Genomic DNA, 20,738 nt, shown 5'->3' on the forward strand with positions numbered 1-20,738 from the left:
GTTCAGAAGGTGTCGAGATCGACACATGAAAACCTTGGTTGCCCCGGGGATCGCCGGAGCAATTTCACCCGCGCCACAGGCAGGGTAGCCCACGACTCCCTGGCACCTGGTTCGATTCGCAATCAGACAGCAAACCAATGAAACACGCATTCAAACTTAGAACGCGCCATTCGCTACTTCTCGCCGCGGCCGCCATGCCGTGCGTGATGCAGGCCGCGCAAATCGACGTGATCGCGACCCAGACGGTGACCAACACCGCCTACGGCACGCTCGTCCACGCCATCAACACCAACACCACCTGGACCAAGAACAACGTCTACGTTCTCACCGACAAGGTATTCGTGACGGGTGGTGCCACGCTCACCATCGAGCCCGGGACCAAGGTTTATTCAGTCCTCGACGATCAAGAGACTCCGATCAAGGACGACGATGCCTTCGGCGCCATCGTGGTGACTCGTGGTTCAAAGATCGATGCCCAGGGGACGGCCGATGAGCCGATTCTTTTCACCACCTCCGACGAACTCGAAGCCGAGCTTCAGACCGATGTCGATGGCGACGGCAATGTGGCCGACGCCCCGACTTCCACCACCTACGCCCGCTGGGGAGGCGTGGTGCTTCTGGGCTCCGCGCCGATCACCATCGGCGGGGTGGGCGACGGCACCGCTGAGAACAGCATCGAAGGATTCCAGCCGGGTGCTTCGGCCGACCTTGATACCGACGGTCGCGCGGACGTGATCGAATACGGCGGCAACAACGCGGCCGACAACAGTGGGGTGATGACCTACTGCGTCATCCGCCACGGTGGCTACGTTTACAATGCCGCCGCGGGTCACGAGATCAACGGACTGACCCTGGGTGGTGTCGGCAACGGCACCACGCTCAGCCACATCGAGGTGTTCGCCAACGCAGACGACGGCGTCGAGTTCTTCGGCGGCACGGTCAACACCGACCACTTCGTGATGGCGTTCAATCAGGACGACTCGTTCGACATCGACGAAGGTCACAAGGGGACCCACCAGTTCTGGTTCGCGGTCCAGACGCCGTTCGCCGAAGACGGAGCGTCCAGCGGCCACGACAACGGCGGCGAGTGGGACGGCACGACCGGTTCGATCGTCGACAGCACGGCGAACTCGAGCCCGACCATTTACAATGCGACCTTCATCGGAGCCGGCACGACGGCCCCCGTGGGGAACGACAAGGGTAACAACGGCGTTTACATTGACGACCGATTTGCGGGCAAGGTGTATAACTCGGTGTTCGACGACTACCGTGAGCACCTGATCGAGTCCTCCTCGGACGGGCCGGGCACCGGTCTGACTTTCGCCCACAATACAGTGGGTCGATTCGGCGGCGGCACGCCGGGCAGCAATCTGACCTACCTGAATGGGACGGGGGCTGCCAATACGTTCTACGACGCTTCCGGCAACCCGATCAATGGCAACTCGAATGCCAACACCGACCCTGGCTACACTGCCTATGCCCGCGACGTCAATGACGTGCTGGAATACGTTGATCCCCGCCCGTCTGCGACCTCACCGCTCCTCGTTTCGAATGGTGCGACCCTTCAATCGGGCGCCCCGACCGCGACCGACTACCGCGGGGCATTCGGCGCGGAAAACTGGATGGCCGGTTGGACCACCTTCGATGCCCGCTCGCTCGACACCGTCAAGGTGGATGTGATCGCGGAGCAAACCGTGACCAACACCCCCTACGGCACGCTCGTTCACGCCATCAACACCAACACCACCTGGACGAAGGATAAGATCTACATCCTGACCGACAAGGTGTTCGTGACGGGCGGTGCCACGCTCACCATCGAGCCCGGCACCAAGGTCTATTCAGTCCTCAACGATCAAGGAAATCCGAACAAGGACGACGATGCCTTCGGCGCCATCGTGGTGACTCGCGGCTCGAAGATCGATGCCCAGGGGACGGCCGATGAGCCGATCATCTTCACGACGACCGACGAGCTCGAAGCGAGCAGCCTGGTCGATATCGACGGTGATGGCTTCATCGCGGCAGCGCCGACTTCCACCACCTACGCCCGCTGGGGAGGCGTGGTGCTTCTGGGCTCCGCGCCGATCACCATCGGCGGGGTGGGCGACGGCACCGCTGAGAACAGCATCGAAGGATTCCAGCCGGGTGCTTCGGCCGACCTTGATACCGACGGTCGCGCGGACGTGATCGAATACGGCGGCAACAACGCGGCCGACAACAGTGGGGTGATGACCTACTGCGTCATCCGCCACGGTGGCTACGTTTACAATGCCGCCGCGGGTCACGAGATCAACGGACTGACCCTGGGTGGTGTCGGCAACGGCACCACGCTCAGCCACATCGAGGTGTTCGCCAACGCAGACGACGGCGTCGAGTTCTTCGGCGGCACGGTCAACACCGACCACTTCGTGATGGCGTTCAATCAGGACGACTCGTTCGACATCGACGAAGGTCACAAGGGGACCCACCAGTTCTGGTTCGCGGTCCAGACGCCGTTCGCCGAAGACGGAGCGTCCAGCGGCCACGACAACGGCGGCGAGTGGGACGGCACGACCGGTTCGATCGTCGACAGCACGGCGAACTCGAGCCCGACCATTTACAATGCGACCTTCATCGGAGCCGGCACGACGGCCCCCGTGGGGAACGACAAGGGTAACAACGGCGTTTACATTGACGACCGATTTGCGGGCAAGGTGTATAACTCGGTGTTCGACGACTACCGTGAGCACCTGATCGAGTCCTCCTCGGACGGGCCGGGCACCGGTCTGACCTTCGCCCACAACACGGTGGGTCGATTTGGAGCAGGCACCTACACCGGCAGCAACGCCAGCAACCTGAGCTTCCTCAACGGCACTGGTGCGGCCAACACGTTCTTCGACGCTTCCGGCTCGCCGATCAACGGCAACTCGAACGGCGGAACGGATCCGATGTATCGCAGCTACTCAAGGGATGTGGACAACGTGTTGCTCGCCCTCGATCCGCGTCCGGCCTCGGGCTCCCCGCTGTGGACTACCAGCCTGCAAGCGGGTGCTCCAATCGCCACCACCTTCCGGGGTGCGTTCGGTTCGGAAAACTGGGCAGCCGGTTGGACGACTTTCAGCAATTCGGGCATCCTGCTCGGTGAAGCTCCGGCCATGGGTGGCGGCGAACCTCCGTTCGCCGATACCGACAACGACGGAATTTCGGACACGCTGGAAATGACTGCCGAACTTCAAGCCCTCGGTTTTACCGTCGGTGCGAACGATAGCGCCCTGTTCAGCTCGATCTTCACGCAAGCGCAGATCCTCGATCTGACTACCGCCGGTCAGGTGATCGTCCAAGGCGGCGGCAATGGCCAACCGGTCACCCTCAGCCTCCCGCTGTATCGCTCCGGAGATCTCAGCACCTTCACTCCGGCACCGGCTCTCGAAGCCACCTTCACCGGCACGGGAGAGGCGGAGTTCTACCGCATCGAAGTCAGCGGCGCCGAGTAAACCCGCTTTGTTTTTCGGTAAGCATCATCCCAGCCGCCCGGGTCCCAAGGCCCGGGCGGCTTTTCTTTTTCCCGCGAGCTTTCCCGGGTGACGATCCTGTTTGTTAGGTGGCCGCGGTGTCTGACGAAAGCGTCACATCGAACCCATGGGCAAGGCTGCGAACGGGAGGTTTGATTCGCCCGCTTTGCACCGAGCCATGCGTGTTCCCATCCTTTTCACCGTCCTCGTGTCGCTGCTGGCGGCGCGGGTTTACAGCCAGGAAGCCGAGGTTTCGCCCACGGAAGAACTCAAGGAATCGGTCCGGAAATGGATCGAAACCATGCGCGAGATCCAGACCGAGGAAACGAGCTGGGAGCGCGATAAGGAACTGCTCGAAGGCCAGCGCGAGTCGTTGGACAGCGAGATCTCCGATCTGGAAGCGCGACTCAAGTCGGCCCGCGAGGAAAAGGCGACCGCCGATCAGGAATCGGTCGAGGAGGTGGCGAAGCGCGATGCGCTGGTGAAGGCCGACGAGGAGCTGGCCGGCAAGGTGCGCGAGCTGGAATCCGCATTGGTCGGGCAGCTGCCGGGCTTTCCACCGCCACTGGCCGAAGATCCGCGGGTGGCGGAGCTCATCGAGCAGGTCCGCAAGGACGCGGCGCTGACCGGCGAGGAGGCGCAGAAGGGCCAGACGAAGCGGCTCAACAACGTGCTGAACCTGCTGACCGAGGCCGAGAAGTGGCAGCAGGCGGTGCATTTGCGCGAAGAGCTCCACAGCACCGATGACGGCCGCAAGTTCAACATGCAGGTGGTGTATTTCGGGCTCGGCTGCGCCTACGCGGTGAACGAGGCCGGCGACTACGCCCTGGTCGGCACGCCGGGCGAGGCGGGCTGGCATTTCGATCCCCACAACGAACTCGCACCGAAGATCCAGGAAATGGTCGATGTGCTCAATGGCGACGCCGAGGCCAAGTTCGTGACCCTCCCGATCCAGCTTCCATGAAACGCCCGCTTTTCCTCCTCACCCTGGGCCTGACCGGCGTCGTCGCGGCCCAGTCGGCATCCGAGCAGCAGCAGCTCGACGAGGCCCGCTCGGAACTCAAGAAGACGCGCGCGGAATACACCGCGATGCGGACCGACCTCTACCGCCAGATCAACAAGCTCGACGACCACGCCATCGAGCTGGGCCGCGAGTTGCGGACGCTCGAGCGCGAGGCCGAGCTGCGCCACAACCGACGCGAGTCGTTGAAGCGCGAGATCGAGGGCCGCGAGGCCGGCTTCAACTACACCGTGGGCATCCTCAATCAGTACGGCGATGCCTTCCTGACCCGCATCCATCCGGCGGAAAACCAGCTCTACAAGAAGCGGCTCGACGATGCCGCCGCCAAGGCGACCGCCGCCGGCGACGACCTGCAGGCGGAGCTCGACGAGCGACTCGTCGCGGCCCGCGCGGGCATCGAGCGCCTGACCGCGGTGACCGGGGGTCATCGATTCGAAGGCGAAGGCCTGCGGAACGGAAGCGAGGCGATCTCCGGCAAGTTCCTCATCCTCGGCCCGTCCGTCTACATGACGGAAAGCGGCGGCGATTTCGAAGGCGTGGCGACCTTTGCCGCCGGCGGCACGGCCTTGCCGACCGTGGTGGCGCTGGAAGACGTGCCGAAAGGCGCCGTGACCGAAGTGATCCGGAACGGCGCCGGTGACCTCCCGCTGGACCCGACCATGGGCAAGGCGATCGAGGTGCAGGCCGCCGAGGAATCCATCGGCGAGACCGTGGAAAAGGGCGGCATCGTCGGCCACGCGATTCTGGCATTGGGTTTCGTGGCGCTCGCCCTGACCGTGTTCAAGGTTTGGGAAATCACCCGCTTCCCCGTGCCGTCCCGCCGTCTGGTCAACGAGATCATCGACGACCTGCTCGCCCACCGCCACGACGCGGCGGCGAAAAAGGCGGCCTCCGTCCGCGGGCTGGCGGGCGAGCTGGTCCGCACCGGCGTCGAGCGCTTCTATGAGAAGCGCCGCGTGCTGGAAGAGGCCCTTTTCGAAAAGCTGATCTCGGTGAAACCGAAGCTCGAGCGCTTCCTGCCCTTCCTCGGCCTCACCGCCGCGGCCGCTCCGCTGATGGGCCTGCTGGGCACCGTGCTCGGCATCATCAAGACCTTCAAGGCGATGGCCCTCTACGGTTCCGGCAACCAGAAGGCCTTCACCCAGGGCATCTCCGAGGCGCTCATCACCACCGCGGAAGGCCTGGTGGTCGCCATCCCGGTGCTGGTCCTCCATGGACTCATGAAAAGCCTGGCCCGCGGCAAGTTCAGCGAGGTCGAGGGCGTCGCCATCTCGATGATGAACGGCACCACCGAGCTCGAGCGCAAGGCCGAAGCCAAGCCGTCCAAGGAAGCCGAGGACGAGGGCGATGACGACCCGGAGCTGGTGCCGAACCCCGTTTGAGCCATGTGGTCGATCTTCCGTGAAGCCCTGCAGACCTTCCTGACCGGCGGGGGCATCATGTACATGCTCGGCAGCGTCGCCTTCATCCTCTACGCCACCGCGTTTGCCGCCCTGGCCTATGTTTCCCGCGGCAATCTGAACGACAAGCAGTCCGCCGATTGGCCGCAGTGGCTGAAGGATCCGGAGCACGCGCCCGGCCGCCTCGGCGAGGCGCTGCGCTACGTCGTCCACGGCGAGCGGCTCACCATCAAGACCGTCCAGCGCCGCATGAACGAGGTGCGCGCAAACGTCGTCTCCGCCATCGATCGCCGCCTGTTGGTCGTCAACACGCTCACCGCCGCCGCGCCGCTGGCCGGGCTGCTGGGCACCGTGATGGGCATGCTCGCGATGTTCGCCGGCCTCGCCCAGGGCAAGGGCCAGCAAGGCATGCAGGCCGTCGCGCAGGGCATGCAGGAGGCGCTGATCACCACCCAGACCGGCCTTACCATCGCCCTGCCCGGCCTGTTCATCGCGCTCATCGTGAAGAGCAAGCGCGACGCCGTGTCGGCCGCGCTCGCCCGGCTCGAATCGCTCATTCTCACCACCCGCTTCCACCGCGAACCCTGATTCCATTATGTTCGGAAAATCCCTTGGCGACGAAGGCGACGACGAGGTCCACATCGACCTCTCGCCGATGATCGACTGCATTTTCATCCTGCTCATCTTCTTCATCGTTTCCACCGTGTTCGTGGAGGAAACGGGTGTGAAGGTGAACAAGCCGGACGTCGGGGCCGCCGCCAGCGCGCTGGACAGCAACTCGATCCTGCTGGCCGTGACCAAGGACGACAAGGTGTTCTACGGCGGCGAAAGCATCGGCATCCAGGGCATCATCGGGAAGATCAAGCCGCTGCTGGCGGAGAACCCCGACATGCCGGTCATCATCCAGGGCGACAAGGAGGCGACGCACGGCACCGTCCAGCGCGTCCATGGCCAGGCGATGCTGGCCGGTGCCCAGAAGGACAAGATCTCCGTTTCTACTAAATAGATCGTAGATGGCGAGGAAGCTCCACGTTTACCGGCCCCCGCGCGGGCGCTTCACCGGGATCTTCGCGATCCTCGGGGGCGTCATCGCGACCCTCGCCGTGTTCGTGGCCATCCCGCTTTCCCAGCACCTTTCGGAAACGCTCTCCCCTCCCGTGGCGCCGATGCCCGAGGTGGCGGTGGAGCCGCCGGAGGACTTTTCGGTGGAGCTTGAAGAGCCGCCCGAGGAGGTCGAGGAGACTCCGCCCGAGGAACCGCTCGACGAGCCGGCCAACCTCGACCTCGGGCTCGACCTCGGCGACCTCACGGTCGGCACCGGCGGCGGCTTCGTGGTGGAGATCCCGAAGTTCGCGCTCGGCGGGGGCGACGATCCTTTCGGCAGCGGCGATCTCGACAGTCCGCCGCAGCCGGTGACCAAGTCCCAGCCCGTCTACCCCAGCCGCCTGCTCAGCAAGGGCATCGGCGGCAAGGTGATCGTGGCCGTCACGGTGACCGCCGATGGCAGGGTGGCCGGAGCCAAGGTGCGGACTTCCTCCGGCAACCGCGAGCTCGACGACGCCGCGCTCAAGGCGGTGCGCAAATGGAAATTCCGTCCCGCCGTCAGCGGCGGCCGCAAGACCCAGGCCACGGCCCTGGTGCCGTTCAACTTTGAAGTGAAGCGATGAAGAGTTTGAAACCGCAGATGAACGCAGATGGACGCAGATGGTGGCTGGGCGTGCTTGCCTTGATCGGGGTGGCGATGCCTGCCTTCGGCGAAAAGATCATCCCGCCCTCGAATCTTTTCCGCGACCCGCAGTTCGTGCGCGAGTTCGTGGGCAGTTATGGATTTAACTCCGAGATCGAGCCCAAGGTCACCGCCGATGAGAGCCGCGTGCTGGTGAAAATCCAGGAGCTGTTCGAGAAATCGAAGTTCAACGAGGCCGAGGACGAGCTGGTCCGTTTCATCAAGGAAACCGAAGCCCCGACCGACCCCGAGAAGCAGCCGCGCGAGATCAGCGCCGCGATGGTGTTCGTGCTCGGAAACCTCTACTTCTCCGCCGACCGCGCCGATGAGGCACGGCGGGCCTTTCTCGAGGCCCTGCGGCGATTCCCGAACTTCCGCCGCGCCCACGTCAACCTCGGCTATCTCTACATTTCCAAGGAGGACTATGACAAGGCGATGAACCACTTCCAGGAGGCGATCTCGCTGGGCGAGGGCAACCCGCGCGTCTTCGGCCTGCTCGGCTACTGCTACCTGCTCAAGCAGAAGCCGCTGGCCGCCGAGAACGCGTATCGCCAGGCCTATCTCCTCGATCCCGCCTCGAAGGACTGGAAGCTGGGCCTCGCCCAGGCGCTGCTGCAGCAGGAGAAGTACGAGGAGGCCACCACGCTGCTCGGCAACCTCGTCGAGGAGTTCCCGGAAGACCCGCAGCTGTGGCTGCAGCAGACCAACGCGCTGCTCGCCCAGGAGCGGAAGATGGATGCCGCGGTGAACCTCGAGATCCTGCGCATGAAGGGCCTCGCCGGGGAAAGTGAACTCAACCTGCTCGGCAACCTTTACATGGACCAGAACGAGCCGCAGCTGGCGCTGTTCGCTTATCTCGCGGCCTTGGAAAAATCCAGCAGCCTTAACATCGAGACCGCCCTGAAGTCGGCGAAGATCCTCAACGACTACGGCTATCCGGAAAAGGCCGCGTCCTATGTCGACCGCGTGCGTGCCAAGGCCGGATCGGAGCTCTCGGCCGAGGAGCGGGTGAAGGTGGATCTCATCGAAGTCCAGATCGCCCGCGCCGCTGGCAACCTGGAACGCGTCGGCGCGCTGCTGGAGGACCTCCTTGCCCGCGATCCCGCCAACGGCGAGGTGTTGCTGGAGCTCGGCAAGCACTACGACACGCTCGCCAAGAACGCCGACGACGAGGACAAGAAGCGCGAATACCTCAGCGAGGCCAAGACCCGCCTTCAGATCGCCGCAGGGCGCGAGGGCGATGTCGGCTACGGGGCCAACCTCGCGCTGGGCCAGCTCCTGACGCGCGAGCTGCAGTACACCGACGCCTTGCCTTATCTCGAAAAGGCCGGGGAGATGAAGCCGAGCGACAACTTGAAGTCCTACGTCAGCAAGGTCCGCCGCGCCGCCGACCGCGAGCGCCAGCGTGAGGAGCGCGAAGCCGCCGACCGCGAGGCCAAAGAGAAGGCCAAGCAATAAAATACAATCTTTACCGCAGATGAACGCCGATGGACGCAGAAGAAAGGCAATCAGAAATCATGATCTGCGTTCATCCGCGTCCATCTGCGGTTTTAAACCTCAACCTTTGTTTTTCATGAAACTCCCGCTCATCCTCGCCTGTGTTACGGCATGCATCGTAGTTGCTTCCGCCAACGACGCGCTCGACATCCTCGAGGGCAACAAGAAGGTCGACGACGTGGCGCTGCCACCGCTCGCGGAGGGTGAGCAGGCTGCGGCCGAGGAGGAAAAGCCCGCCGTGTTCGTGGAGAAGGAGTGGACGCCGAACCCGGTGCTCGACCCGATCTGGTCCCGCGCCGTGCTCTACGACAACGAGGCCAACCCGTGGATCCAACAGCTCGCGATCATGGGCTTCTTCGAATACGGCGCCGCGTGGGGCGAGGCCGAGGTCGAGGGCGCCGGCAACTACGACCTCGACACCAACCGCGTCCGCCGCGCCCGCCTCGGGACCCGCATGAAGATCTTCGGCAACACCGAGATCGAGGCCGTGGGCGAGTTCGCCGGCGATTCCGAGTTCCAACGCATCGAGCGCCTCAAGGGTCGCACCGAGCTGCCGCGCGACTTCGCGGTGGACTATGGAAAGTTCCGCCCGCACTTCGGGATTGAAGGCTCGAAAGACCCGCAGGAGCTGCTCACGCCGGATCGTTCGCTGCTGACTTCGATGCTGATGCCGGCCAGCACGCTGGGCGCTTCCGTTTCCCAGAAAATCGATGCCTGGGAATGGCACCTCGGCTGGTTCTCGGGCGACAACGACCGCTACCTCCCCGGCTTCCAGGGCAACGGCTTCATCGCCGCCGGGTTGGCCTACACCGCGGACGAGCGGATCGAAGGCGGCGGGGTGATGCGCACCCGCTGGCACGCCGACTACATCAACAACATGGACCACCGGAAGAGCAGTTCATTGCCGCGCTACGATGTGGGCGGGCTGACGGCGGTCAACGGTCCACAAGGGCCGGTGTCGAACCCCGCCTTCCGGCACCTGTTCTCCACGGGCGTCGAGCTGGAGGGCGACCGTTTCGGCTTCGAAGGCGACTTCCTGCTGGCCAACGGCGACCTCAACGCGTGGGGCATGACCCTGCTGCCGAGCTACTGGATCCTGCCCGAGCGCCTGCAACTCGTCGGCCGCTACCATTACGCGGACACCGACGCGCCCGGCGGCCTGGTGGGCACGCTCGGCGTCGGCGGCGACCCGCTCTACGATACCAGCCCGTTGTTCGTCGGCGACGAGTTCCACTCCTTTTACCTCGGTGCCAACGCCCACTTCTACCAGGACAAGCTGGTGTGGCTGAACGGTCTCGAATACGCGATCATGAAGGACCAGGGCGGGGCCGGCTTCGACACCGATGCCTGGATCTGGCACTCGGCGGCGCGCATTTCCTTCTGAGGAAAATCCCGCCGGCAAAGAAAGGGGCGGCCCTCAAGTTCCCCCCGGAACTCATGGGCCACCCATTTCCTGTGGGACGGTGTGTGTGATGTGCTTCCGCGCGATGGCCTTCGCCCGCTCCCGGCGGGCTTCAGCATTCGCGCTGCTGACCTTGGGAGACTGCCATCAGGCGGATCGGGGAAACATCACGCGATGACAGGGGGCGGGAAAGCGCCTCCGAGCAGACGTAAAAAGGGGCGGCCCTGGGAGGGCCGCCCGTTTTTTCCCTAGTGTGTGTGCTGTGCTAGAAGCGCGGCGTGATCGTTTTCGGCCGGCCGGGCGGCGGGCCTTTGGCGATCTCGCTGCTGACGGTTGAGAGCATGGCAGCCGCTTGCTTGATGCGCCATCACGCGATGACCGCAGGCGCGATCGCGGAGTGAGCCGGCTTGCGCGCGCGGATGCGGGCGCTGGCGATCTTGCCGACCAGTCGCGGGGCCCAGGTCCGGGCGAGCTGGGTTTCATCGCCGCCGCAGGCGGCGGGATCGACGAGTTCGTGGCCGATGAAGGCCTCGATCTGGGCTTGGTCGTAAACAAGCCGATCGAGCACTTCGACCTCGACCAGCCCGGCCGCGCGCAGGCCCTCCAGGTAGGCGTTTTCCGGGATGGCGCCGGCGAGGCAGCAGGAGTGGAGCCGCGCGTTTCCGGACAGCTCGGCGGGGAGTTGTTCGGCCACGATGTCGGAGACGAGCATGTGGCCGCCGGGCCTGAGCACGCGGGCGATCTCGGCGAACACCTGGTGCTTCTCGGGCGAAAGGTTGATCACGCAGTTCGAGATGACCCAGTCGACGCTGGCGTCCTCGACCGGCAGCGCCTCGATGAGGCCCTGCCGGACCTCGGCGTTGATCAGGCCGGCTTCGGCGATGTTTTCGCGGGCCTTGGAAATCATGGCCTCGGTCATGTCGACGCCGATCACGCGGCCGCTCGGACCGACTTTCTTCGCCGCCAACAGCAGATCGATGCCGGCTCCGGAGCCGAGGTCGAGCACGACCTGGCCTTCGGCGACCGACGAGAAGGCGAGGGGGTTGCCGCAGCCGAACGAGTTGGCGACGGCCTCGGCGGGCAGCCCGGCCATGTCGCGGAAATCGTAGTCGGCCAGCTTGGCCACCACGCCCTTCGGCACGGGCGGCTGGCCGCAGCACGAGTGGGGAGGCCGCCGCACGGCCGAGGCGTAGTCGAGCGACACGCGCTTGCGGCGCTCCTGGGGATCTTCGCGGTTCATGGGGAAGAAAAATGCCACGAATCCGGGATGGCGGATAGGCCCGGCTTGGGAAAATCCGCGCTTATCCGAGCGACCAGCCGGTATTGATCGAGATGGCTCTTGCCATTTGGGGCTAATGTTAGAAAGTGCGTTGAAATGTCGATGAAGAGAGCCTTTCTTTCAGCCGGGCTGGGTGTGGTCGCCAGCGTGTTCCCGAGCTGCGTGCAGTACTATCAGCTCCCCAAGAACTACTCGGGGCCCACGGCGACCATCGTCAACACCGGGAAGGCGCACGATGCCTTCAAGTCATCGGTCTACCAGGTGGCGAAGATCGATGGCAAAGTGGTGCTGACCTCGCCGATGCAGACACCGTATGGCGGCGGCCCGGTGGTGATGATGGGGGACTCGGCGGTGACCGTGCCGGCAGGCAGCCCGCTGGAGGTCGAGCTCAGTGGCGGTGATCGCTTCGCGGCGGACGGGCCGGCCCTGCTCTACAGCCTGGGCGGCAATGTTTCCAAGCACGCCACGGCGAAGTTCCATTTCACCCCGAAGGCGAACGCGACCTACGTGGTCCGCGGCCAGCTGGGGAAGAAGGAATCCACGGTGTGGATGGAGGACAAGGCGACGGCAAAACGTTTTCCCTGAGCGGGACGGACGCATCACCACCCCGAGCCGCCATCGCGGCCGGTGAGGAAACCGATGGCCTGCCGGATGGCGTCCGCACCGGCAGGAGGACCGTGGATTTGCAGGACTTCGAAGTTCGCGGGCAGCGGCTGCGGCAGGAGGCCGGCGAAGTGGCGGAGGAGAAAGGGAGCCAAACCTGCCGGGGCACGGTGCTCGGCGAGGAAAGAGCCCGCGTTTTCCGGCAGGACGAGCAGCAGCCGGTAGGAGTGGATCGGCGGCAACGCGGCGACGGCAAGAGTCGGGATTACCTGGATGCATTCCGCGTTCGCCGCCAGGTCCTCGGCAGAAGGTGAGGGATCCGGACGGTGGGCGGCTTGGAGGCCGGCGGTTTCCAGAGCGGATCGCCAGCCATCGCGGAGGTGGCCGGGAGGGGCGACCAAAGCCCGGACGAGCCGCGGGGGGCATTGGCAATCGGCGGGGCGCCAGGTGGGAGCCTCCGGCCCCGACGGTGCCGGGTGGGGAGGGGGCTCGGGGTGGCGGGCCATCATTCGCGGACGGCGGACATCGGGCTTCAAGGCCGGATCGCGGAGGAGCCGGAAAAGCCGGACACGGGCGGTGTGGCGGGCGGGCTCGAGGTGGATGGCGTTCCGCAGGGCCGCGGCGGCTTCCGTGGTCCGCGCCTGGCGGGTGAGGGCGATGCCGAGCAGCTCGTGGGAAAGCGCGTGGAAGGGATCGTGCGCGAGTGCTTCGCGGGCCATCGATTCCGCGCCGGGGAAGTCGCGCAGGCCGAGCAGGGCGCGGGCCTGCATCCAGGGTTGGACGCCCTCGCAGGAAATCACCTGGGCCCACCGGCCGAGGCGGAGCAGGGTGAGCAGCGCATGCTTTTCCGGACGGGGCGGAAGTTCACCGAGGAGGGACAGCGCTTCGTCGCGGCGGCCGGTTTCCGCCCACAGCCGGGCGAGCAGGGTCTTTGGCAGCTCGCTGCCCGGCAGCAGCAGGTCGGCCAGCCGCAGGTGCTCCTCGGCTCGCTGATGCCAGCCGAGGTGGAACTCGACCTCGACGAGTTCCAGCAACAGGCCGGGCTGTTCGGGCTGCCGCCGGAAGAGATCGGAGAGGTCGCGGTGGGCGCCCGGCAGGTCGCCGGAAAGCTTGAGCGCAAGGCCGCGGCGGTGCTGCCATTCGTCGGTGGCCGGTGCGTCGGGAGCGGGCAGGCCTTCGAGCGCACGGAGCAGCCCGAGGGTGCGGTCGCGGCCGGTGAAGGTCGCGACCGGGCGGGTGGTGGCGGCGGGCGGGCTCGGCGCGCTTTGGCGGGGCAGAGCCGGCGGCACCAGACCGCGAATCAGTTGGCCGTCCGAGGCCAGCGGCGCCAGGCCAAACCGGGTGAGCAGGCTCGGCGCGAGATCGAGCACGCCGGCCAGGGGCAGCAGGCCATCGGCCGCGATTCCCGGTCCGCGGGCGAGCAGGAAACCGTGGCCGTCCGCGCCGGGCGGAGGTGTGGCGGCAATGACCAGCGTCCAGTTTCCGCCGGCCAATTCTTGGAGCCGGGCGAGCAGGAGATCGAGGTAGTCCCAGGTTTTTTCCGCGGCCACCCCGCACCTCGCGGCGGCGGCCGGGAACGGCTCGTGGAGCGCGATCCCGCGGAACCCGCCCGACTCGAGCGCCGAGGTGACGACGGCGTGGCGGCTGGCCTGGGCGGCCAGCTCGGAAGCCAGCACCAAGGGCTGCGGAGGGTGCGGGAGAAAATGGCCCAGGGAGGCGGCGTCGATCTCGTCGGGCCGGACGATCAGCTCGTGCCAGCGGGCGGCCAAGTCCGCGGGCGGCTGGACGAACCGGGCGTCGGCGAAGTCCGGCGGGATCGCGTCCAGCCCCGGCTGGCGGGCCGAGGCCGGCCAGTTGACGGCCAGTACGGGCACCCCGGCGGCGGCCAGGATTTCCCAAAAATAGGGGCAGCGGCGGTCGTGCCGCCCGGCCAGCCGTGGGTAGGGCAGGGTGGGATCCGGGACCATCGAGCCCATCACGCCGTGGACGCCGGCATGGCGACCGGTGCCGAGCGAGACCGCGGTCGCCGCGGCAGCCGGCTCGCCGGCACGACGCAGCGGCCCGGCCGCGCCGGCCCCGACGAGCCGCGTGAACGCAGCAAGCCCGCCTGAGTCCAGGCGGGCGCTGAGGTCGGCCCCGGTGAGGCCGGAAAGGTGGATGAACAGCAGCTGCTCCACTTACGCAGGCTCGCGGCGGCGGCGGCGCGACACCAGCCCCGCCGATCCGAGCGCCAGCAGGGCGAGGCCCGAAGGCTCCGGCACGACCTGGATTGCGGTGTTGGGCGTGGTTTCCAAGGCGGCGCTGAGGACGGACACATCGCCATTGGCGCCGATTTCAAAGCCGACCCAGCCGTAGTAGGAGTCCGCCCCATCCTCGATCTCGACGCCCAGATACCGTGGCGTGCCGGTCAGGCTGGTGGGGATGGGTACCGGGGAGGCGGTGGTCGCCACGGAGCCGTCCATGGTGGCGCCCAGCATCAGCTCGTTGGTGCTCACCAGAGTGGAGCCGTCGCCGGCCAGATTGGCCTGGGTGACGATGGTGCCGGGGGTCGTGCCGCTTTTACCCTCCTTGTCGGCAGGCGTCAGGGTGTAGTTCGACTGGCTGCCGGTCGTGAGGTAGGCCTCCACCACGCCGGCCTGGGGATCCAGGAAGATCGGGATCGTCGGCAGCGTGGAGGGCGAGTTGGCCAGGTCCGGATCAACGACAAATCCGCCGTTGAAGTTGGCGGAAATGACGGCTCCGGAGGCGGTGGTGGCGGTTCCTCCCGCGAGGAGGCCGAGGATCTTGAAGGACGGTTTCATCGAAGAGATCGGTGATCCAAAGGCTGCCACCGATGTTTCGACAAGATGAAACGCCGGCTCACAAAGTTATGCGGAGCCTTTGTTTCACGCTCGTGATCCGCGCTCCCATGCGGTGCGCGTAGCGAGCCGTCTCGGAGTGGATGGCGGTGTGGAAACCCAGCGAGATGGGAGCCTCGGGCGGGCAGCCGCAACGGTCGCCGGTCATGATCATCAGGGCGGCGTTGAGCCAGCCGTGGCGATGGTTTTCATGAACCCAGCGCACCGGGATGTGGAGCCCGCCCGGCACCCGGCTGGCCAGGTGGATGCCGAGCAGCTCGGAGCCGTCGGCGATGATCGCGGACGATTCCCGATCGAGCGGCTGGCTGCCGCGGCCCGCGACCGCATCGTCGAACCGGCCGGCATCCATCAAGCGCTCGTCGTGGACCTTTTTCCGCACCGCGGGCCACAGTTCGCGGCGGGTCAGGTCGGTGAAATCCAGGCCCTCCGGGATGCCGCCGCGTCGCTGGAAGCGCTCGAGCACCCGCCGCGCCCGCGCCTCGGCCTCCGCCATGCGGACGCTGGCTTCGATGATCCACTCGGCGGCGGAAAACCCGGCCCGCAGGAAGGGCGCGGCGGCCTCGGCGTGCTCGGGGAAGCTGTCGAAGGTGGATAGCGCGGTCAGCCCGCAGGCGCGGGCCACCACGATCGCCTCCGCCAGCAGCCGGTCCGTCAGGTCGGCCTCGCCGCCCCGGGTCTGAAGCAGGACGAAGGCATCGTCCCTGTCGCGCTCGCGGCGGACCAGCGTCGCATGGCCGATGAGTGCCTGTTCGCTGCCGGCCACCGCCACCACCGAGCAGGTCGGCGCTCGCGACCGGCCGAGCGGGAACAGCCGCCTCAGGCGCTCCGTTTCCGGCTGGGAGGCCGGCCGGCAGCTCACCGGCGGGGAAATCATGGCCGTCATGGCGGCAAGGCTCGCGGGGACGGGCCGCTCGGGCCAGCCGGAATCGCGCCCGCTGCCCGCCGGGCCTGCGGCTTTTCCCGTAGGGCCGGGCCCTTGCGTTCGGCCCGCCGTCGGGCATTCGTTCTGCTCCCGCCGTCCTTCATGAAACTCCGCGCCCTTGCCGCCTTCCTTTTCCTCGCCGTCCCGCTCACTGCGTACGATGACCTCGGCCACGAAACCGTCGGTGCCATCGCCGAGCGCGAGCTGGAGGGCACCCGCGCGCTGGCGGAAGCCCGTGCGCTGCTGGCGGAGGGCGAGACCCTGGCCACCGCCGCCACCTGGGCCGACCGCATCAAGGCACCGGTCGAAACGCTCGACCCCGAGGGTGCGGCCTACGTGGAGGCCCACCCGCAGCACGGCACCTATCACTACTGCGACGTGCCCTTCCAGCAGGGAGCCTACCGCCTGGGCATGGCCGGCACGCGGCCGGACGACATCATCCAAACGCTCAAGATCGCCATCGAGGTCCTGCGCACGCCCGCCAACCAGCGCGGCAACCCGCTGGGCATCGACAAACGCACCGCGCTGCGCCTCGTCGCCCATCTCGTGGGCGATCTCCACCAGCCTCTGCACGTCGGCTGCAGCTACGTTTCCGGGGAAAACGAATTCGTCGATCCCATCGCCGGCCGCCAGGGCCAGGACGATGCCGGTGGCAACGATTTCCACCTCGGCGATCGCGAAGGCATGCGGCTCCACGCCTACTGGGACGTCATCGCCGTGGCCAAGGCCGGCGAGCACCTCGGCACCGACGACCTGCCGGGTGCCCTCATGAAACGGTCTCCGGTGCAGGCGGCTTGGAACCCCTCCGGCCCCATCGAGACCTGGCCGGAACAATGGGCCGATGACACGCTGGCGTTTTCCCCGAAGTGCTTCGCGGGCATTGAGCTGCACGAGCGGTTCCTGATCCCCGCCACCGAGCGGCGGCCCGAGGAGCACTACGAGTGGGTCGTCACGCTGCCGGACGGCTACGAAGCGCGCGCGCGGGACATCGTCGAGCTCGAGCTGCCGAAGGCCGGCTACCGGCTGGCCCTGCTGTTGAAGGCGATCTGGCCGGACGAACTGCCGGGCGCATGAGGCGGACCGGCGGGCGGGAGCTGCGTCGTGAAACCCCGGCTCCCTCGCGAACGCGTGTCCCGGAAGGCGTAGTGGCGCCCGGGGCGGATTCAGTCAGACTCGGGTTCGTCACAACGTGTGTTTGGGTGACCCGGAGATCCCCCGTCCGGATCTCGGTTCCCGTTCATTCGCCCCCAAGGGTGGATGGGGGCCGGGTAACCTCCCGCACAAAAAAAAGGGGCACCCAGCTTCCCCCAGAAGCCGGGCACCCCTCGCAAATCACCGGAAGGGCCGCCCCAAAAAAAGGCGGCTCGCGCTGCGGATCACCCCCCCAGGTCATACCGACAGCAAGCTTCCGTAATTCACGACCGTGAGCTTGCGGACCAAGTCCGCAAGCCCCCGGTGGTGTCCCAATCGGGCTTTTCGCCCCGCGCCTTCAGAATCGCCTTCGGGGGATCTACGCATCCCGGCTGTCCCCCCACTTGCGGGGATTGCGGGATTGCAGAAAAGTGACATTCTCCCGCCGAGCAAGAGAAGCTCCTCCCCCAGCCCCCGGCTCCCCCAAGCCGGTTCCCCCGAAAGGCCCCGGCCCTCTCCATCCCCCCAGTCGAGAGCGCCGGGGCCCTTTTCGTTTCTCCGCCGCCGCCCGCGACGTGGCGCTCAGCTCAGATCACGGCGGGACTCCGCCCGCAGGCGGAGAAATGTGGAGATTCCGAGGGAAATCAGCCAGCTCGTCACCGCGATGCTGCAGCAGGCGAGCAGGGCCTTCCCGATCCACCCGTGGATGCCGGGTTTCGATCCTTCCTGCCACAGGGTGATCGCCGATACCACCGTGCCGGCCGTCGCGACGATCGCGAGGCAGTCGAAAAGCTTCACAAGCCGGCTGTGCAGCGGAATCGCCAGGCGACGTAGCTCGTCGTCCGGGTCGGACGGGTGGTCGGGCAGTCGGATCATCGCTCAGCAGCTCCAATCGCGCCCCCGCGGCCGAATTTCCGAAATCGCCGGGCTGCTTAAGCCGCCTTTGGCGCTGGGTCGGGAGGTTCCTCTTTGCCGCTGACTACGATGGAGGCTTCGTAGCGTCGTTTGAATGCGACGAGCAAGAGGTGACATCCAATATTCACATCCGTCTGCTTCTCTTCGCGGCGAATGGTCGTTACTTCGCGGGAGCCATGAGTCGGTGGCTGCACCAGAAGCGCTTTGGTTTTTGACGAGATGGTTCGCTCGGTCGCCGCGAGGAACGGTAAGTCAAAAGAAGTACGCGGACCGGGACTCGAACCCGGGACCAATCGGTTAAAAGCCGAGTGCTCTACCAACTGAGCTATCCGCGCTTTGTTCCTGCCCGAAGGCGGGCCGAGGGGGTAGGTAGCCAGGGAGGCTTTGGCAATACCTTTTTCGCCGCCGGGACCGGGGAGCCCTACCACCGTAACGGCCTGAAGGCCGCGCTACGAACCCTCGAAAACCGCCCGGAGGGTGGTGAGAGGGCGGTCGATGTGGATGGCGCGGATGCCGCAGGAGACGGCGGCTTCGACATCGAGCGGGAGGGAATCGCCGGCGTGCAGGGCCTGTTCCGGGGCGACGCCGAGCTGTCGCAGGGCGTGGTGGAAAATGGCGGGCTCGGGTTTCCGCGCAGCGGCGTCGGCGGAGGAAATGATCGCCTCGAAATGCCCGGCGAGGCCGTGGCCGGCGAGGATGGCGTGCAGGCGGCGGTCGAAGTTCGAGACGACCGCCAGCTTCCAGCCGAGCGTGCGGGCCCTTTCCAGCACCTCGGCGACCTCGGGGAAAACGGTCCATGCCTCGGGCTGCGCGTAGTGGTCGAAGAGCGCCGCGAAGGCGTCGTCGGCGAGCGGTCGGTCGAGGGCGGTCTCGACCAAGCTCCGCCACCAGGCGCGCTCGGCCTCGTCGCCGGTGGGGGCGCGGGCGAAGTCGGGCGGCGGCAGGGTCGCGAAGCTGCGGCGGAAGCGCCGCTCGAGTTCGGCGGCGGGGAGCTCGATGCCGTGGCGGGAAAGAATGCGGGCATAGACTTCACCGACGGGCTCGGCGAGGTCGATCAGAGTGCCGGCGGCATCGAGGAGCAGGGCGCGGATCACGGGAAACGAAATGGCCACAAAGGACACAAAAAGCACAAGGTTTCCGATTCACTCCATTTTGTGACTCCTGTGAGTTTTGTGGCGATCCCCCCAGGAACTCGTTTCTGGCCGGATGGTCCGGGAACCGCTAGACCGGGGTGATATGGCGGTGCTCGGCATGCTGGTTTTGTTAGGGTTCGCATGGGGGATGTCGCGGGCGCGCAAGGCGATCCGCTGGCGGACGGTCGGGCTGGCCTTCGCGCTGCAGTTGGGGATGGGTATTTTGGTCTTCCGGGTGCCGTGGGGGCGGGCGGCGTTGGAATGGATCTCGGAAAAGGTGGCGGCGGTGATCGCGGCGGGGCAGACCGGGATCGAGTTCCTCTTCGGCTCGCTGGCCACGGGCGGAGGCGGGATCGGCTTCGTGTTCGCCTTCCGCGTGCTGCCGGTGATCATCTTCTTTTCCTCGCTGATCGCGGTGCTTTACCACCTCGGCCTCATGCAGCGGATCATCGCGGTGCTCGGCGGTGGCCTGAGAAAACTGCTCGGCACCAGCCGGACCGAGTCGCTCAGCGCGGCGGCCAATATTTTCGTGGGTCAAACCGAAGCCCCGCTGGTGGTGAAGCCCTACATCGAGCGGATGACCAAGTCGGAACTCTTCGCCGTGATGTGCGGCGGGCTGGCCAGCGTCGCCGGCTCGGTGTTGGCCGGCTATGCGGGCTTGGGCGCGGAGCTGAAGCACCTCATCGCGGCCTCGTTCATGGCGGCACCGGGCGGGCTGCTGTTTGCGAAGCTACTGGTCCCGGAAACCGAGGAGCCGCACGAGGGCGCGCTCGACTGGAGCGAGGACCGCCCGGCGAACGTGTTCGACGCTGCCGCGGCCGGCGCGTCCGATGGCATGAAGCTGGCCTTGAACGTCGGCGCGATGCTGCTCGCCTTCATCGGCCTGATCGCGCTGATCAACCTGATCCTCGGCGGCATCGGCGGCTGGTTCGGCCAGCACGACTGGAGTCTGGAAGGCTTCCTCGGCTGGCTGTTCTCGCCGGTGGCGTGGCTGATCGGGATCCCGTGGAAAGAGGCCTCGCAGGGCGGCTCGCTGATCGGCCAGAAGCTCGTGCTCAACGAGTTCGTCGCCTACGTGCAGTTCCACGACTGGAAGGACGCGATGAGTGGTCGCACGAGGGCGATCGTGACCGTCGCGCTGTGTGGTTTCGCCAACCTGTCATCGATCGCCATCCTGCTCGGCGGCCTCGGCGGCATGGCGCCCTCGCGGCGGGCGGAGATCGCCCGCTTCGGCCTGCTCGCGGTGATGGCCGGCACCTTTTCCAATCTCATGAGCGCGGCCATCGCGGGGCTCTGCTATGTCGGGTGAGGCGGGCTTCCGGGGAAGAGTCGCAGGATGGATTTGATGGGAAGGATGGACCGG

At 66.3% G+C, this 20,738-nt stretch carries 17 protein-coding genes and 1 tRNA gene; 11 read left to right on the forward strand and 7 right to left on the reverse strand.

Features of this window, described 5'->3' with window-relative positions:
* Positions 1-194: 194 nt before the first annotated feature.
* From ABXH26_RS17170 to ABXH26_RS17205, 8 genes are all read left to right on the forward strand, one after another.
* Entirely contained in the window at positions 195-3,470 is a 3,276-nt protein-coding gene (locus tag ABXH26_RS17170; protein ID WP_353568330.1) for a beta-helix domain-containing protein, read from the forward strand.
* Between the two features lie 196 nt (positions 3,471-3,666).
* Positions 3,667-4,452 (forward strand): DUF3450 family protein, encoded by a 786-nt coding sequence (locus ABXH26_RS17175; protein ID WP_353568331.1) that lies wholly within the window; start codon positions 3,667-3,669, stop codon positions 4,450-4,452.
* On the forward strand, positions 4,449-5,891 hold the full coding sequence (locus ABXH26_RS17180) for a MotA/TolQ/ExbB proton channel family protein (protein ID WP_353568332.1): 1,443 nt from the start codon (positions 4,449-4,451) through the stop codon (positions 5,889-5,891). Before ABXH26_RS17175 ends, ABXH26_RS17180 begins: the two co-directional genes overlap by 4 nt.
* Positions 5,892-5,894: 3 nt before the next feature.
* The gene (locus ABXH26_RS17185; RefSeq protein ID WP_353568333.1) at positions 5,895-6,497 is read left to right on the forward strand and encodes a MotA/TolQ/ExbB proton channel family protein; all 603 of its coding nucleotides are present in this window, start codon (positions 5,895-5,897) and stop codon (positions 6,495-6,497) included.
* Between the two features lie 7 nt (positions 6,498-6,504).
* The gene (locus ABXH26_RS17190; protein ID WP_353568334.1) at positions 6,505-6,915 is read left to right on the forward strand and encodes an ExbD/TolR family protein; all 411 of its coding nucleotides are present in this window, start codon (positions 6,505-6,507) and stop codon (positions 6,913-6,915) included.
* Between the two features lie 7 nt (positions 6,916-6,922).
* Complete coding sequence (locus ABXH26_RS17195; RefSeq protein WP_353568335.1) at positions 6,923-7,576, forward strand: energy transducer TonB; 654 nt, start codon at positions 6,923-6,925, stop codon at positions 7,574-7,576.
* Positions 7,573-9,093, forward strand: a complete 1,521-nt coding sequence (locus ABXH26_RS17200; RefSeq protein ID WP_353568336.1) for a tetratricopeptide repeat protein — start codon at positions 7,573-7,575, stop codon at positions 9,091-9,093. The genes ABXH26_RS17195 and ABXH26_RS17200 overlap by 4 nt, the downstream gene beginning before the upstream one ends.
* A gap of 115 nt (positions 9,094-9,208) precedes the next feature.
* Entirely contained in the window at positions 9,209-10,516 is a 1,308-nt protein-coding gene (locus ABXH26_RS17205; protein WP_353568337.1) for a porin, read from the forward strand.
* A 385-nt stretch (positions 10,517-10,901) separates the two neighbouring features.
* Here ABXH26_RS17205 and arsM read toward each other — a convergent pair whose 3' ends face one another.
* Complete coding sequence (gene arsM / locus ABXH26_RS17210; protein WP_353568338.1) at positions 10,902-11,774, reverse strand: arsenite methyltransferase; 873 nt, start codon at positions 11,772-11,774, stop codon at positions 10,902-10,904.
* Positions 11,775-11,915: 141 nt separating this feature from the next.
* Between arsM and ABXH26_RS17215 the strand changes: the two genes are divergently transcribed.
* Complete coding sequence (locus ABXH26_RS17215) at positions 11,916-12,398, forward strand: hypothetical protein (protein WP_353568339.1); 483 nt, start codon at positions 11,916-11,918, stop codon at positions 12,396-12,398.
* A 14-nt stretch (positions 12,399-12,412) separates the two neighbouring features.
* Here ABXH26_RS17215 and ABXH26_RS17220 read toward each other — a convergent pair whose 3' ends face one another.
* Genes ABXH26_RS17220 through ABXH26_RS17230 form a run of 3 tightly spaced genes read right to left on the reverse strand, consistent with a single transcriptional unit; the run spans position 12,413 to position 16,157 of the window.
* Positions 12,413-14,593 (reverse strand): tetratricopeptide repeat protein, encoded by a 2,181-nt coding sequence (locus ABXH26_RS17220; RefSeq protein WP_353568340.1) that lies wholly within the window; start codon positions 14,591-14,593, stop codon positions 12,413-12,415.
* Entirely contained in the window at positions 14,594-15,217 is a 624-nt protein-coding gene (locus ABXH26_RS17225; protein ID WP_353568341.1) for a PEP-CTERM sorting domain-containing protein, read from the reverse strand. It abuts the gene before it with no gap.
* 58 nt (positions 15,218-15,275) lie between these two features.
* Positions 15,276-16,157, reverse strand: coding sequence for a hypothetical protein (locus ABXH26_RS17230; protein ID WP_353568342.1), 882 nt, complete (start codon positions 16,155-16,157; stop codon positions 15,276-15,278).
* 141 nt (positions 16,158-16,298) lie between these two features.
* Between ABXH26_RS17230 and ABXH26_RS17235 the strand changes: the two genes are divergently transcribed.
* Positions 16,299-17,270: a S1/P1 nuclease gene (locus tag ABXH26_RS17235; protein ID WP_353568343.1), complete on the forward strand. Its 972-nt coding sequence runs from the start codon at positions 16,299-16,301 to the stop codon at positions 17,268-17,270.
* Positions 17,271-17,909: 639 nt separating this feature from the next.
* Here the strand turns inward: ABXH26_RS17235 and ABXH26_RS17240 are convergent.
* The 3 genes from ABXH26_RS17240 to ABXH26_RS17250 all read right to left on the reverse strand — a co-directional run bounded on the left by ABXH26_RS17240 (position 17,910) and on the right by ABXH26_RS17250 (position 19,336).
* Positions 17,910-18,203, reverse strand: a complete 294-nt coding sequence (locus ABXH26_RS17240; protein WP_353568344.1) for a hypothetical protein — start codon at positions 18,201-18,203, stop codon at positions 17,910-17,912.
* A gap of 301 nt (positions 18,204-18,504) precedes the next feature.
* Positions 18,505-18,577, reverse strand: a tRNA-Lys gene (locus ABXH26_RS17245).
* A 114-nt stretch (positions 18,578-18,691) separates the two neighbouring features.
* Positions 18,692-19,336 carry an HAD-IA family hydrolase gene (locus ABXH26_RS17250; protein ID WP_353568345.1) on the reverse strand — a complete coding sequence of 215 codons (645 nt, stop codon included), beginning with the start codon at positions 19,334-19,336 and terminating at the stop codon, positions 18,692-18,694.
* Positions 19,337-19,478: 142 nt separating this feature from the next.
* On the opposite strand from ABXH26_RS17250, the gene ABXH26_RS17255 reads away from it, so the two are divergent.
* Positions 19,479-20,684 carry a NupC/NupG family nucleoside CNT transporter gene (locus ABXH26_RS17255; RefSeq protein WP_353568363.1) on the forward strand — a complete coding sequence of 402 codons (1,206 nt, stop codon included), beginning with the start codon at positions 19,479-19,481 and terminating at the stop codon, positions 20,682-20,684.
* Positions 20,685-20,738 lie beyond the last annotated feature (54 nt).

It is taken from the genome of Haloferula sargassicola (assembly GCF_040362925.1).
GTDB classification, from domain to species: Bacteria; Verrucomicrobiota; Verrucomicrobiia; order Verrucomicrobiales; family Akkermansiaceae; genus Haloferula; species Haloferula sargassicola.